The 14,339-nt window shown below is 30.7% G+C and carries 11 protein-coding genes and 1 pseudogene; 5 read left to right on the top strand and 7 right to left on the bottom strand.

The window, feature by feature from the left end:
- The first annotated feature begins 3 nt into the window (after positions 1–3).
- Genes MAG_RS00195 through MAG_RS00175 form a run of 5 tightly spaced genes read left to right on the top strand, consistent with a single transcriptional unit; the run spans position 4 to position 7,988 of the window.
- A complete protein-coding gene (locus MAG_RS00195) occupies positions 4–2,955 on the top strand; it encodes an ABC transporter substrate-binding protein (RefSeq protein ID WP_011949221.1) in 2,952 nt (983 codons plus the stop codon).
- A gap of 8 nt (positions 2,956–2,963) precedes the next feature.
- Positions 2,964–4,049, top strand: coding sequence for an ABC transporter permease (locus MAG_RS00190; protein WP_011949220.1), 1,086 nt, complete (start codon positions 2,964–2,966; stop codon positions 4,047–4,049).
- A 1-nt stretch (position 4,050) separates the two neighbouring features.
- Complete coding sequence (locus MAG_RS00185; RefSeq protein ID WP_011949219.1) at positions 4,051–5,064, top strand: ABC transporter permease; 1,014 nt, start codon at positions 4,051–4,053, stop codon at positions 5,062–5,064.
- 7 nt (positions 5,065–5,071) lie between these two features.
- Positions 5,072–6,661 (top strand): ABC transporter ATP-binding protein, encoded by a 1,590-nt coding sequence (locus MAG_RS00180; RefSeq protein WP_011949218.1) that lies wholly within the window; start codon positions 5,072–5,074, stop codon positions 6,659–6,661.
- Positions 6,654–7,988, top strand: coding sequence for an ABC transporter ATP-binding protein (locus tag MAG_RS00175; RefSeq protein WP_011949217.1), 1,335 nt, complete (start codon positions 6,654–6,656; stop codon positions 7,986–7,988). The genes MAG_RS00180 and MAG_RS00175 overlap by 8 nt, the downstream gene beginning before the upstream one ends.
- Before the next feature lie 74 nt (positions 7,989–8,062).
- Here the strand turns inward: MAG_RS00175 and MAG_RS00170 are convergent, their stop codons facing one another.
- The 7 genes and pseudogenes from MAG_RS00170 to MAG_RS00145 form a co-directional block, all read right to left on the bottom strand.
- Positions 8,063–8,428 carry an MHO_1590 family protein gene (locus MAG_RS00170; RefSeq protein ID WP_011949216.1) on the bottom strand — a complete coding sequence of 122 codons (366 nt, stop codon included), beginning with the start codon at positions 8,426–8,428 and terminating at the stop codon, positions 8,063–8,065.
- Between the two features lie 38 nt (positions 8,429–8,466).
- Positions 8,467–9,921 (bottom strand): annotated as a pseudogene (locus tag MAG_RS04645) (MHO_1580 family protein).
- Positions 9,881–10,228 carry a hypothetical protein gene (locus MAG_RS00160; RefSeq protein ID WP_011949213.1) on the bottom strand — a complete coding sequence of 116 codons (348 nt, stop codon included), beginning with the start codon at positions 10,226–10,228 and terminating at the stop codon, positions 9,881–9,883. The pseudogene MAG_RS04645 and the gene MAG_RS00160 overlap by 41 nt, the downstream one beginning before the upstream one ends.
- A 107-nt stretch (positions 10,229–10,335) precedes the next feature.
- On the bottom strand, positions 10,336–11,178 hold the full coding sequence (locus tag MAG_RS00155; protein ID WP_011949212.1) for an ABC transporter ATP-binding protein: 843 nt from the start codon (positions 11,176–11,178) through the stop codon (positions 10,336–10,338).
- Between the two features lie 5 nt (positions 11,179–11,183).
- Positions 11,184–11,360: a hypothetical protein gene (locus MAG_RS04025; RefSeq protein ID WP_154644743.1), complete on the bottom strand. Its 177-nt coding sequence runs from the start codon at positions 11,358–11,360 to the stop codon at positions 11,184–11,186.
- Positions 11,360–13,327 carry an ABC transporter permease gene (locus MAG_RS00150; RefSeq protein WP_011949211.1) on the bottom strand — a complete coding sequence of 656 codons (1,968 nt, stop codon included), beginning with the start codon at positions 13,325–13,327 and terminating at the stop codon, positions 11,360–11,362. The genes MAG_RS04025 and MAG_RS00150 overlap by 1 nt, the downstream gene beginning before the upstream one ends.
- A gap of 39 nt (positions 13,328–13,366) precedes the next feature.
- Positions 13,367–14,191, bottom strand: coding sequence for an HAD-IIB family hydrolase (locus tag MAG_RS00145; RefSeq protein ID WP_011949210.1), 825 nt, complete (start codon positions 14,189–14,191; stop codon positions 13,367–13,369).
- Positions 14,192–14,339 lie beyond the last annotated feature (148 nt).

Below are 14,339 nucleotides of genomic sequence, written 5' to 3'. Positions count from 1 at the left end.
AACATGAAAAGAATTAAAAAGCTTTTATTAGGTACAATTGCATTCAATTCTGCCTTAGTGCCACTTGTGGCTGCTAAGTGCGGCAAAATTGAAAGAAATTATGACCTTGGCCTAGTTTCTGAACCTATTAACTCCCTTAATTACATTAAGTTTTCATCTGTTAATAAAGTCTTGCCATCTTTAGTTGAAGCTCCTGTTAAATCTGCTCCTGATGAAGCGCTTAAAAGAATTTTAAGCCTTCCTGAGTTGCCTATTGGTTCATATAATAATGAGCAAAGACTAACTCCACAAGAAATTAAAGAAGGCAAAACTCAAATTGATAAATATTTTGAAAAAGTTGCCCCTGCAGCTACTCCTAGTTCTAGATTTTATCCACTTGATCAATTAGGCTCAACAACTGGTTCGCTTAGTTCTGACAGAGATGAATATCAGCCAGTAAGCATCTTGCAATCTGGTGGTAATGCAATTCAGTCTATGAACATTTTGCTTAATGAGGGCAAGAGTCGTTGAAGCAATGGTGATGAAGTAGTTGCTGATGATTATATTGATGCTATTCACTATATTCTAGACTTATCAACAGGTAGTCAAAAGTTAACAACTATTTTGCAAAGAAAGTTCGCTTATGCACAAGCTGTTGTTGATATTCAGCAAGAGTACATAAAAGAATTTGGTATCACTTATCAAAATCCGTTCCAATATCCATTATTTAAGGAGATAAATAAAAAAGTTATATATGACGTTTTTGACCCATCATATAAAGAACTTTATCCATCGCAAATTGAACAAATTCTTAAAGACGGCAAATTTAAAGGCAAGAATTTAAGTCAAACTGAAGTTAATGAAGTAAAAACTAAAGAGCGTAAAATTCTAGATAAACTTAAGGATGCAGTTAAAAAATTAGGTTTATATTCAGGAAGAATTTACTGAAATTATTCAAATAGAGAAATTCTATCAAGCGTTCCTTACTCACCTGACTTTGATCCTGACACGGACGAAACAATTATTATGCTTCCTAATCCTGAATACTTGCATGGTAAGCATAGTGAAGAAGAATTAAAACAAATTCCACAACGTAAGGCTGTAAAAATTAAGAAATATCTTTTTAGTGATCCTAGACAAAAGTATTCTGATTTGTTTAAAGATCTTATGAAGAAGTCAAGAGCACTAAAATCTAAGCTTTCTGTATCATATAGTGACAGTGCTATTGATTCGTACAATCAGGCTGTAAATAAGCTTTATAAGGAAAATACATTAGTTAATGACTTCATAGATTCATTTAAGCCTAAACACTATAGATGACATAGAGAACTAGCTCTAGATGAGTATTCATTGAGAGTTGAATACTCAGCGAGTGAGCCTTCGTCACTATCAAATGTTGTGCAAGATATGCAGTCAAATTTATTCCCAATTAACCGTAAGTTTGTAGAAACAAACGGCGGAATTAATGAATTTGGACTAAAACAAGAAAAATTTTTAACTGCTAGCGCTTTTCTTCTAAGCGATTTAGTGCTTGGCCCACAAGGATACTTGTTGCTTACTAAAAATCCAAAATATTATTCTTCAGATAAAACATCAAGCGAAAGAATCAAAATCTTCTTTAGCTCTGATCCTAATATAAATGCAGCCTTATATGATGATAAATATATAGCAGCAACTAGAATTCCCGCAATTCAACAGTTAGCATACTGAACTGATAAAGAATATAGAAAATACATGAAAAAGTCATCTGGTTTTGGAACAATTGCTTTAGCTTTCAACCTCGATGACGAAAGGTTTAAAAAACTTCCTAACAATTCTGATTCAAAATACTTGTATGATGAAGATTTAAGAAATGCTATCTATTATGCAATCAATAGAGATGAAATGCTTAATATAGTTGGATGAAACTCTTCATATCCTGTTATAACTTGGACTGCTTTTGGTCAAGGATCTTCATCATTTGGTGATGCTATTGAAGTAGGTTTTGACCACTTGGAAACATATACAAAATATGACACAGAGTTTAAAACACCTATTCCAGTGCAAAACTATAGTCACTTGAATCACTTGTCTAAGTCGTATAAATTTGAACATGTTGATAGAACTGACAAAGGTTTTCAATTGAAAATAGCTAGCCAATATATGGATTCATTTAAAAAAAAACATCCTAACTTGAAGAAAATAACACTTAAATATATTTCAAATTCAACTGACGAGCATCAAAATGCAGGTATCGCCTTACAAGATTTTATGTCTAAAGCATTTAATGGATTTTTAGATATAGAAATTAAGAGTTTACCTGAAAACGTTTATGAAGACTTTAGAACAAAAGGTGAATTTGACTTGCTTTATAGAAACTTTGATGCCTTCGGTTCTGATGCATATAGTTATGTAAAAGTGTTCTTTAGAACTGATGGTATAGATAGCGAAAATGCTAAGCAAACCGGTTTTAGAAACAATCCTTCGGGTTCATGAACATATGAAAAGTACTTTAAAGAATTAGGCTATAAATTAGATGAAAAAGGCAAAGTTACAATTTCGGATGAAGATAAAAAGATAGTTGATAAAATCAAATTCCGTTTAGGTTTAGCTAACTCTGCTGAAAAAGTTTGAAATAAAATTGTTGAGCTTTCTTTAAGAAAAGAAACATACAAAGACGAACAAGGACATATTCAACACGAATCATTAAGTCAATTTAATGACAGAGTAACATCATTCTTTACTAACCAGTTTACTGATGAAGAAATAAAAGAAGACTGAACTGAACAAAGTGCTTTTGCAATAATAGCCGGCTTAGAAAAAATAGTTCGTGAAGCTGCTCCTGTTGTACCATTAATGGAAGTTGATACTTACTGAGAAATTTCTAGAGTAGGTGGAACTGAAAGTTTATTTACTTACTCATTACAATTTGCTTATGACACAGCATTCCCACCTAAGAAAAACTTGCCAACTGATGTAAGAGAAGAGGAGTTATAGGAGTATTTATGGAAAATTTAAAACAGAAAAATGAAAGTTCATTTTTTGTTGATGATCTTTCAGAAATATCAGGAAAATTAGTTGAACAAAAGCAACTAGTAGACTTTGATAACAAATTTAAACGTAAGTTAAAATGACACCAAAAAATATTTAACATAAGATCGCCTTGAGTGGCAAGTATGTTAAAAGCATTTGCAGTCATTTTAGAGTTTTTCCTAGTTGCATTTATTGTTATTACTATAACCTTCTTCTTAATTAACTCAGTTCCTGGTGGCACAGGTTTAACAGCCGGCTTAGATGAAGCAGCTAGAAGGGCTGTTGAAGAAAAATACGGATTAAACCAACCTCTTATTATTAGATATGGCATTTATTTGAAAAACATAATTCACTTAGACTTCGGAATTTCGTTATCAGTTTTCCCTGGGGAAAGAATTAATGATTTTGTGTGAGTGCGTTTTTATAAGAGTTTCTTAATTGGAATTTTTTCAGTTATGCTTACTTTAGTAATGGGAATTCCTTTAGGAGTTTATGTAGGCATGAATCCTGATAAACTTCCTGACCATATTGCTACTTTAGTTGTTTCAATTTTCTCGTCAATTCCATCACTAGTATTTGCCTTATGGCTTTTATTGATAGGCAGAAAATTAAATCTTCCATATATTTTTAATGAAAAAGATATCTCAACTTATGTTCTCCCTGGCTTAGCCCTTTCATTAGGTTCAATAATTGTATATATTAAATATATAAGAACTGAACTTAACAGAGAACTAAACTCACAACACTGCAAATTCTGTTATCTAAAAGGTATTACAAAACGTCGTTTTGTTTGAACTCATGCACTTAAACCAGCACTGTTCCCAATTGCAACATTTTTCCCAGTTGTTATATTTGGTAGTTTTATTGGTAGTGTGTTTATTGAGCAAATCTTCTTTATAACTGGTTCTGGTGGCTTGCTACTTAATGCTATTACTTCAAAGGACTTTAATATAATTTTATTTATGGTGACCTTATTCTCTTTAATAACAATTCTTTCATATACATGCCGTGATGCGCTTTACAAAATAATTGACCAAAGAGTAAGAAGAAAGGGCTAAAATGGCTAAGTTATCTGAATGAATTAAGAATTGAAACAAAAAGAGAAAAAAAGGGGAAGAAAGCCCAAATAATGTCCTTGGCGAAGAATTGGCACCAAACAGATTTTTAAGGCCTTTAGCTTATAAAGAATGACAAATTGTTGGAAATTTATTTGAGTTTAATGAAACTAGCAAAATGCATAAGCAACAAAATTCTTTTGTTGAGTTCTTCTACCGTTTTAGTCGCTCATTTGCAGGTGTGTTTGGTTTTGTAACTCTTGTTATATTAATATTGCTAGCTCTTATTATTCCTTTAGTAACCAAACACAACCCATTAGAATTGTCTGTTGAAAACAGATTTGAAACATTCTTTACAAACGGTCACATTTTTGGTACAGATTCAGTAGGTAGGGACTTATGAGCTAGATTATGATATGGCCTTAGGTATTCACTAGCTTTATCATTTATTGCAACATTTATTCAAGTTATAGTTGGCTTAATTATTGGAATTATGATGGGTCACTTTAGAATATTTGACAAAATAATGACCTTCATTATTAAAATAATTTCAAACGTACCATCAATAATCATTCTTATTACAATTACTATTATTATTAAACCAACTTTCTGAGTAATGATCTTTGCCTTATCATTTACATCATGAGCTGGTATTGCTAACCAAATGCGTTCTCAGGTATTACGTGCTAAATCATTTGAATGAGTTAGTGCATCTAAAATTTTGGGAACTCCAACATATAAAGTATTAATGAATTACTTGCCTATTTTAATTCCGCTACTAATTACAGAAATAGTATTTCACATCCCAGGAATTATTCTTTCAGAAACATCATTAGCTTTTATAGGTTTGTCTATCCCAAACGTTGCTACTTTAGGAAACTTAATCAGTGAAGGATCAAAAAACTTTACAGTTTTTCCACGTTATGTACTTGTGCCTTCATTTATGCTTATTTTAGTTACTGCTTCTATTCAATTAATGTCAGGTGCAGTGCAAGATAGCTTGCTAAGACAAAGATAGGAAAAATATGAATCAAGAAGAAACACAAATTAAGCATAATAAATCGCAAGGTTATAACAAAAAGTTTCCTAAACCGCTTATTTATAATAATTTTCCTGCGCCATTAGACATGATGGAAATAAAGGCGGAAAAAGATAAAGGTTTTTGAAGAAGTTTCATTGACTACTGAAAAAACCTTGGCAAGCAAATCAAAAGAATATTTAAAAAAGACAAAACCGAAGTTGACTTATTTACAGGCACAAAAGTTGAAGATGTTTTTGGCATCCCAACTAATGTTGCTGCTGAAATTGAAGATATTTACTTAACATTCAAAAATCCTGCCAATCCTAAAGAGAAGAACTTAGTGCTTAGAGGCCCAAGTTTAAAAATATATGAAGGTAAGATTCATGCCCTTATTGGTGAATCTGGTTCAGGCAAGTCTGTTATTACATCCTTGCTCTATGGTCTTACTGGCTCAAATGCCATAATTGAAGGTGGCAAAATTAGATTATATGGTCTAGAAGTGCAAAACTTTACAACATATAACTGAGAGAAATCTAAACTAAGAGGAAGAATAATTTCTGCTGTTTTCCAAAACCCTATGTCAATATTGGATCCAACAATGAAAGTTGGAAACCAAATAATGGAAGGTATGCTAGTTAATAAGCTAGTAAAAAGCAAAAAAGAAGCATATTCAGAGTCTTTAAAATACTTAAAATTAACCAAAATTAACAATCCTGAAGAGATTATGAAGAAATATCCTCATGAGCTTTCGGGAGGTATGATTCAGAGAGTTGCAATTGCATCAATTGTATCATTAAAACCAAAAATTTTGGTTATGGATGAGCCTACTACTGCTCTAGACCCCACAGTTCAGGCCTTAGTTCTTGATATTATTAGAGAGTTGCAAGAGACTTTTAACATAGCAATTGCCTTTATTACTCATGACTTAGGTGTTGTAGCTTCTATATCTGACTTTATAAATATTATGTATGCAGGTCAGATTGTTGAATCAGGCACAAAAGAAGAAATTCTTTACAATGCTCAGCATCCATATACTTGAGGCTTGATTACATCAATGCCTGATTATAATAGAGGTGAAAGGCTACAAGTTATTAGGGGTGCAGTGCCTTCAAATTTAAATAATATTGAAGGTGATGCATTTGCTGTTCGTAACGATTATGCCTTAAATGTAGACTTTTTGGGTGAACCACCAATGTATCAAATTTCTCCAACTCATTTTGTAAAAAGCAATTTATTGAATGAGCAAGCTCCTGAGTACGAGCCACCTAAAGTTATCAGAAAATTATGAAATAAATATGACGAAACCTTAAAATCTATTTATGGTGATAACTTTTTAGTGGATAACTCTGTATATGATCATTACAAGCAAAAGGCTGATAAACATAATGAGATAGCTACTGAGCTAAACGATGAAAGACAAAGCATTCTAGAAAAAAGAAATAATCCTGAAAATGGTGGAGATGTGCCTTCAAAGAAAACAGATACAGAAAGCAATAATTCTGCCAAAAAAGCTTATAAAACAGCCAACAAGGGCAAAGTATCAATGTTTTTTGATAAGTATTATGGCGATTCAAATGGAGGCATAAATGAGTAAACAGTACTATGTTGAAAAAAGAGCCTTTGGCAACATACTTTATCGTGAAGTTGTTGAGGGAACAGATGAAATGCTTAATGCTTATCCAGAAAAAAATGCTTTGGTTGAAATTAGAAACCTAGACATTGTCTATGGCTCGGGTGCTAAATCATTTCCCGCTATTAAAGATTTAAATTTAAATATTTATGATGGAGAAGTTCTAGGATTAGTTGGGGAATCTGGTTCTGGTAAATCTACAACAGGTAGAGCAATCATTGGTCTAACTCCTTACGAATTTGGTCAAATTAAAATTTTAGATAGAGTTGTGCCTAAAAACATTGATAAGGGATGAAAGTTTAGCAAAAAATACAAAGATACTATTAACTTTATGGTAAATAAAGTTCAAATGATCTTTCAAGATCCAACAAACTCTCTTAACCCTTTTAAAAATGTTGAATATGTTGTTGGAGAAGGTTTATCAAATACTAAAAATGCTAAGTTAATTTATCTTACTGACTTTGATGAAGCAACTTTTATGGCTATAAATAGCCTGATTCAGTTAAAAGATCCTGAAAATATTATTTATGATTCTCCTCTTAAGAAATATCAAGAAGAGGGTGAAACCATTGAATCATCATACAATTTTGTTTTTGTTGAGTTTGTTAAACTTTTAGAGCAAAGAGCAAGTGAAAAACCAGAAATTTATGATGACATATATAAAAAGATTTTGGTTGAAAAAGAAGAAAGAGACAAAATGTCTAGTCTTTCAGAAAAGCAATGCAAAAGACTTTTAGTTATAGACATTTTGAAACAAGTTGGTTTAGATGACACTGTTTTAGGAAGATTCCCATTGGAATTTTCAGGTGGTCAGCAACAACGTCTTGGAATTTGTAGAGCTGTTGTTTTGAGGCCTAAATTATTAATAGCTGATGAACCAATTTCTGCTTTAGACGTCTCAATACAAGCACAGGTTATAAATATTTTTAATGATTTAAAAGAAAAATACCACCTTACAATTTTATTTATAGCCCACGACTTAAGAATGGTTGAATATATTTCTGACAGGATAGCTGTTATAAACCGCGGAACTTTACTAGAAATTGGCCCAACTGATGAAATTATAAATAATCCTTACCACCCATATACCAAGAGTTTGCTAGATGCCGTTCCTTCTATTGAAAAGGAAAAGGGCTCACTTATGGGAAAAATTTATGATCATAAAATTCATAACTATACAGAAGAATATCAGCCTAAGTGACATAATGTTGGAAACAAACATTTTGTTCTAGCAACTGCTGCTGAAATAGAACAATACAAGCTTGAAACTGTAACAAAAGAGAGACCCTAGTCTCTTTTTTGTTTAACATTGTTTTATAGGGCTTTTGGGTTTATTTCTTCTCATAAGTTACCTAAATTAAATTACTAATGAACAATTAATTTAGAATAATTACTATCCTTAAAAATTTCTAGTTTGTAACTCTTATATTCAGGAGTTGGGTTTAAGTTTAACTTAAAGTGTAATTCTAGCTTTCCAGGATTAATAAATTCGTAATCAAATTCAATATCTTTTTCATAATCAGACAATTTGGATAATACATCCTTAACGATAGCCGACACAATATTATTCTCTAAATATGGGACATTATTGTCGTCAAATTTAATGAATTTATAATAGCTTGCTGGCGATAAATTAGGAAATGAAACTGATAAATGATTTATTTTTTCTTTTTCCTTTTCTTTTTCAGCAGGGGTTATTTTGCTTCCATTAGATTTTTTAACAGATAACACAACAAATGGCGTTACTGTTGCTGCAACACCTGCTGTAGCTAGTGTAGGATATATTGCCCATTTCTAAACCTTTCAAACATTTCTATTGTTGGATTTTCTTTTAGTTCAATTATTTCCTTTATTTGATCGCTTGAAAATTTAAATTTATAAGGTTGTGTTCTCTCATCGCTTTTATCATTAATTTTTAATTTTATTAATCCTGAATATGGGTCTAACATAGGTCTTATTACTTTTTGACTATTGTTTATTACTACGCTGTGTTCTGAATTCTTGCTCTTTTCATTTGTCTTTCATATCAGTCTATAACTGGTATTGAAATTGCCTTTAAAATTAAAAGGTATGAATAGACCTTTATTTTGACCTGAGACTGAATTTACTAATTTGCCTTGTTTATAGTCAAATTCATAGTAATCATTTATAGCTATATTTTTTATATCAACACCTTTGTTATAAATTGATGATGTTGTTTCTGTCTCTACTGGTATTGCACTTTTGCTTAAAGATTGATTATGAATAGAATCAATCAACAAAGTTCCAAATGACTGATTTTTTATAAAATGAGTGTTCGCATACATAACTTTTTTAAGTCCATCAAAGCTGTCCTGGTTTGGATATTTTTCTTTTAAATAAGGCGTGCCCTCTTACTCTTTTTTGTAGAATCCAGTTTCACTATGCTTGGTGCTTTCTGATTTAATTTGAACTAAATTTACTAACTTTTTATCCTGAGATAGTGGATTAATGTTAATGTTCATATTCAGATATTTCACTTCTTCTTTAGTTTTACCAAATTCATCGAATCTGAAATTGTAATACTCAGGAATTTTAATAACAGCTTTATTTTTTATTGCATTTATTGTTTTATCCCTGTTATGTAATTTGCTTAATTTGACTTCCCAAAAGTCGTGGTCTCGAACGTTTGCTGAATAGATTGGTTTAATTGGAAAAGTTACGACAATATTTTCTAAATCGTCAAATGTTAAGCCTAAATAATCAGAAGTAAGGGTCATTACTTGAAGCATTGCGCTGCCATCAGTTGTTCTGGAAACATAGTATTTAGTGTCTTTTAATGAATCATATTCATCAAAATTCTTTTCAAGCTCATCTTTGTAAAACTTTATATTATGTGTGTTCTCAGGTGTTTGCTCAACTACATTATTGTTAATTGAGAGGCCAAAGCTTAAATCTTCGTCATTATCAATTGATGTAGGTGAAACTCTTCAATATCTAAGTACAAATTTATTGCCATTAAAAATCCTCCTAATTTCAATGGCTCCTCTTTTAAATAAATTCTTGTGCCTTTTTAAGGAAGTATCAAAAAATGAAAATGCATTCCCAGAATCAGATCAATCCACATATCGTATTCCTGTTGCATTAGTTATATATTCTCTGTTGTCAATATAAGCCACATTTGACTGTTTTATAGTGCTATTATTCAAATCGCTTATTAATAAATTACCTGGTAATATAATAGTAAACAAACTTTTCAATTGCATTTTTTCTTAATCTATAATAAGCTGATTTTGACATCATACTTTTAGCGCTATTTTCATTATGATCTATAAAATATTGTTTAATAAATTCTGCATTGTTTTCATTCATATAGTCAAATGTTCCATAAAACCTAGACTTATAATTACTTAATGAATCATCCTTGTAACCAAATAATTTGCTTGCCTTTTCCCTTATTAATTTTGCCTTGTTCATTTCATTATCAATAAAGCAAAGAGTTTTAATCATGTTTATTTTTTCTTTGATTGGAATTTCAGATGTTGTGTCTTTTATATAATGGTTTTTGTCCATTTTTCTCCTTTCACTATAAATAAGGGGGTTTCTATGACAAAGATAAAAAAAGTTGAAAAAAATGGGAAAAAAGGCCTGTTTTTCCCATTGTTTGCAATTTGTTTTAATTAGTTTTCTGATTTTTCAAAAAATCTGCTGATTAAAGGTTGTGTGTTTTTAGTAATTGAAATTAGCTCAAGATTCAGTTTTAATATTTCCTTAACTAAATTATTCTTGTCTTCATTTGTTTTAAGATTGCAGTATAAAATATCGTTTTCAATATAAAAGTCTATATTATTTGCTTCTAAATATGGTTTAAGAAGTAGATGGTTATTCACCTTTATCTTAGTATTAAAATGATTGTTGTCTTTTTCTAAATCATTTATAGAGCCTGAGTATAATAATTTTCCTTCAAAAAGCAAAGTAAAGCTGTCGATATATTTTTCTAACTCGTCTAAGATATGACTAGAGATAAAAATTGTTTTACCTTCCAAATGAAGCTGTTTTAAAGTATTAAACAGTCTAATTCTTGAACTAGGATCTAAGTTAGCAGCTGGCTCATCTAATATCAAAATTTCAGGGTCGTTAATGAGCGCTTGAATTAGCATAATAGATTTCTTTTGCCCTGAAAACATATAAGCAGGACTTTTAGACATATCTGGCACATGGAAGCCATATGTGTCCATAATATAATTTATTCTGTCTTTGATAATCTTTTTATCAACTCCTGACATTAGTGCAAGTGAGTAAAGATATTCAGTTGCTGATAAATTTTTAGGAAAAATAGTCACTTCAGGAATATATCCTATTTTCTTTTTAGCAGATGAATTAGTAAATTCTAACCCGTTAATAAATATTTTCCCAAATAGTCCGGGATAGAAACCTAAAATGGATCTTATTGTAGTGGTTTTGCCAGATCCATTATTGCCTACAAAGCCATGAAATTGTCCTTTTTTAACATTAAAACTCAAGTCGTCTACGGCTTTTTTATAGGTCTGTGGGGCAATTTAAATATCATAGATAAATGTTGCACTGAAAGAGCTACATCAGATTCAGGCTTATGATATTGTTTGTGTTTAGCTTCAGCAAACATATGGCTATTTTCTCTTCATTTTTTATAAATTGAAGCTAATGAATTTCTGTTCTTTTTCATTATTTAAAATTCTTTCTTTCAAACTGCAAATAGCCTAATATTATAAATGTCAATGATACTAAAAGTGTGATTCCTACAGATGTTGGTGTTTCAATGTAGTTTTTTCTTTCTAGTTCGATTAAATTATCATTTAATTTCACCACTTTGATGATGCTTTGTTTGTAGTTCTTGTTGAATTTGCTGAATTTTTCCTTGCTTTCTGACAAATAAGGAATTAAATTTTTAGTTTCTAGTAAATTAGCAAAATTACCATTTTGCCTTTCGCCTACGATATTGAATATATTGATTGTTCAAAATAGTTGGCTAAAAGCATTAATTGCTCTTTCGCGCATAATTGATATATAACTATTTAATCTGGTTTTTTGAATTTCACTAAGTTCTTTTGTATCAAATCTTGCATTTATATAATCATCAAGTGTTGACGAGTATTCCTTAAAATTAGAGCTTTGTAACAAATCATATGATAAGATAGCACTCTTAGATTTTAAATGCTCAAGCAACTTTTTAAGGTTTGGATCTTTTTCACTTTTGGCTTTTTCTTCAATTTTGGTTTTTACAAGATCAAAATTATGTTTTTCTTCAAGCAATGCATATTTAGTTAATCCGGTTAGAAAATCAACTATTTCTAGAGCATTAACTACATCCACAGTGCCTGTTAAATAGCCTTCTAAGCCTAAAATATTGAACAGAACACTTTTTATTAAGTCAAAGTTCTTTTTCTCTAAGATTTTGTTAATTACTTTTTTAGTGAACTCATCGAAGTTTTCAAAATTTCTATTTTGAATGTCATTAAAACCAATGCTAAAAAGTGGTTTTTCTTCAAATCTGTCTCAATCAAATATGTCCTTGAAATTGCTGATGTTATAGCCTAAAGAATAAAGATCATTGCTTGTTGTTTTAACCAAAATTTGATTATTGATGTCTAAGTTGTACTTTGTTTTTAGATATTCAATTACATCCTTATCTAATTCACCAGTTTCTTTATTTATAACGCTTGATTTATTGTTTAAAATGTTGTAATTCAAAGTGACATTTCAGTTTCTTAAATTTCTATCATAAGCTGTAAAAGTAGGGAAATAGTATTCTTTAAAGTTTGACCAGTATATGTGTGAATAAAATGATTTTTTAACTTTGTTTGCTAACTCTTCAATTGATTCTCTTTTTTCAACTTTAAAGGTTTTAGAAAAAGGATTAAATGCTAAATTTTCTTGATTTTCTAGCATATTAGCAGTACTTTGATTCTCAATTAATAAATCATCTTGAGACTTAATTCTTTTATTTAAATTCTCGACTGCTTTTGACGAATCTCCCTTTAAATCAGGTGAATTAGGAATAAGTATTATTGGCCTGTTAGCTGCTTGATATGTGGTTTGTATTACATCAGTGCCAGATGAAAACTTAATAAAGCCTAATGTCATAATTCCTAAAACAGGAATGACTGACACTATAACTTGAAACACTTTAGATTCTACAAAATTTTGCACAATTGCTGCTATTCCTAAAGCAAGTGTAGCACACAGTAAACCTGCGCCAAAAAATGATAATGATGAAAGCAGTGCTTTTGTAAATTTAAATGGAATAATTAGCTGGCTAATAAAAAACATTGTGCTCATTAATGCCATTGAAATAATAAGACCTATTACGCTAGCTAATACATTAGTAAAAAATATGTGCTTTCTTCTAATTGGCTTTGAATAAAGTAAGTATTCTATTCCTTCGTTTTTGTAACGGTAAAAAAAGGTTTGTGTTACAAAAGATGAAATAACAAAAGACGCTATCATACAGAAGTTTGCAGAAAGTTCAATATACTGATTGCTATCAAGTATCCTTTGCACATCCCCAGTGCCTATTGCAAGTCTTACGCAAGTAACTAAGATTATATAAAAACTCCCTATAACTAAGGGCGAAATATATGAGCTTGCTAAGCGGAAGTAAATCTTAAGTTGCATTCTGAAAAATGCACCCATTTTTCCTCCTTTTAAAATTTAGCGACTAAATTTTATTGTTTATTTAAGAAAAAAGTGTTCAATGGTTTTTCCCAATCCGGCTTTTTTATTCGTAAATGGGGAAATAACATCAGCAATATTTTTAAGACTCTGGGTTGAGTTTTTCATAGCAATTAATTGTCCAACACGGTTAACACATGTTGCGTCATTTAATGTATCGCCAATGTGCACACATTCTTCAGGACTAACACCTCTGGCTTTAGCATAAGCTATTTCTGCTAAGCCTTTAGTTGAGCCTGTTGGTGTAAGTTCTAAAACCTCATTGCGATTGCCTGTAAAGGCTATTTCACAGGTTTCTCTGAATCTTTCCTTTAGCATCATTGCAAAAGCATATAACTTTTTCTTGCATGGGTGTCAAAGCACCATTTTGTTAATTTCAGTGTCATTTTTGAAATGTTTATATCTTTTTGCCTTGCCCCTAGTTCAGCGTAATGCAATTGATATTAATCAATTGTGTGTGAAAGCTAAATCCTTTGTGTCAGAGTTAAAAATCACACTAATGCCGTGCTTAACTATTTCACTATATATTTTCTCAACATCACCTTTTTCAAACTTACCAAAGTGAATCGCCTTACCATCTTGCTTAATGTAAGCTCCATTCCAAGCAATGAAATTATCTAAACATTGCATTGGTTCTAAAAACACATTTGATGGCTTAGTTGGCGGTCTGCCTGTTGAAACAACAACTTCAATTCCTGCTTCTCTAGCTTTTTTTATGTACTCTAAATTTTCAGCACTAATTCTTTTATGACCATTAATTTTTAAATCTATGGTTGTGCCATCTAAATCAACAAAAATGATCTTAGGTTTAACTACATTTTTCATAATTTAAATTCTATATTAATTTTAAGTTTATCCAATAATGTTAGTAACTATTAGCCAAGCAGGAACATTTATGGAAAATTTGAAATCATATATTTGGCTTATTAAGCAAATGTTTATTGTGTGCACTATAATTATGAAAAGCAAAACT

The organism is Mycoplasmopsis agalactiae PG2, assembly GCF_000063605.1.
GTDB lineage: Bacteria > Bacillota_I > Bacilli_A > Mycoplasmatales > Metamycoplasmataceae > Mycoplasmopsis > Mycoplasmopsis agalactiae.
This window is presented reverse-complemented; position numbering and strand designations above follow the sequence as displayed.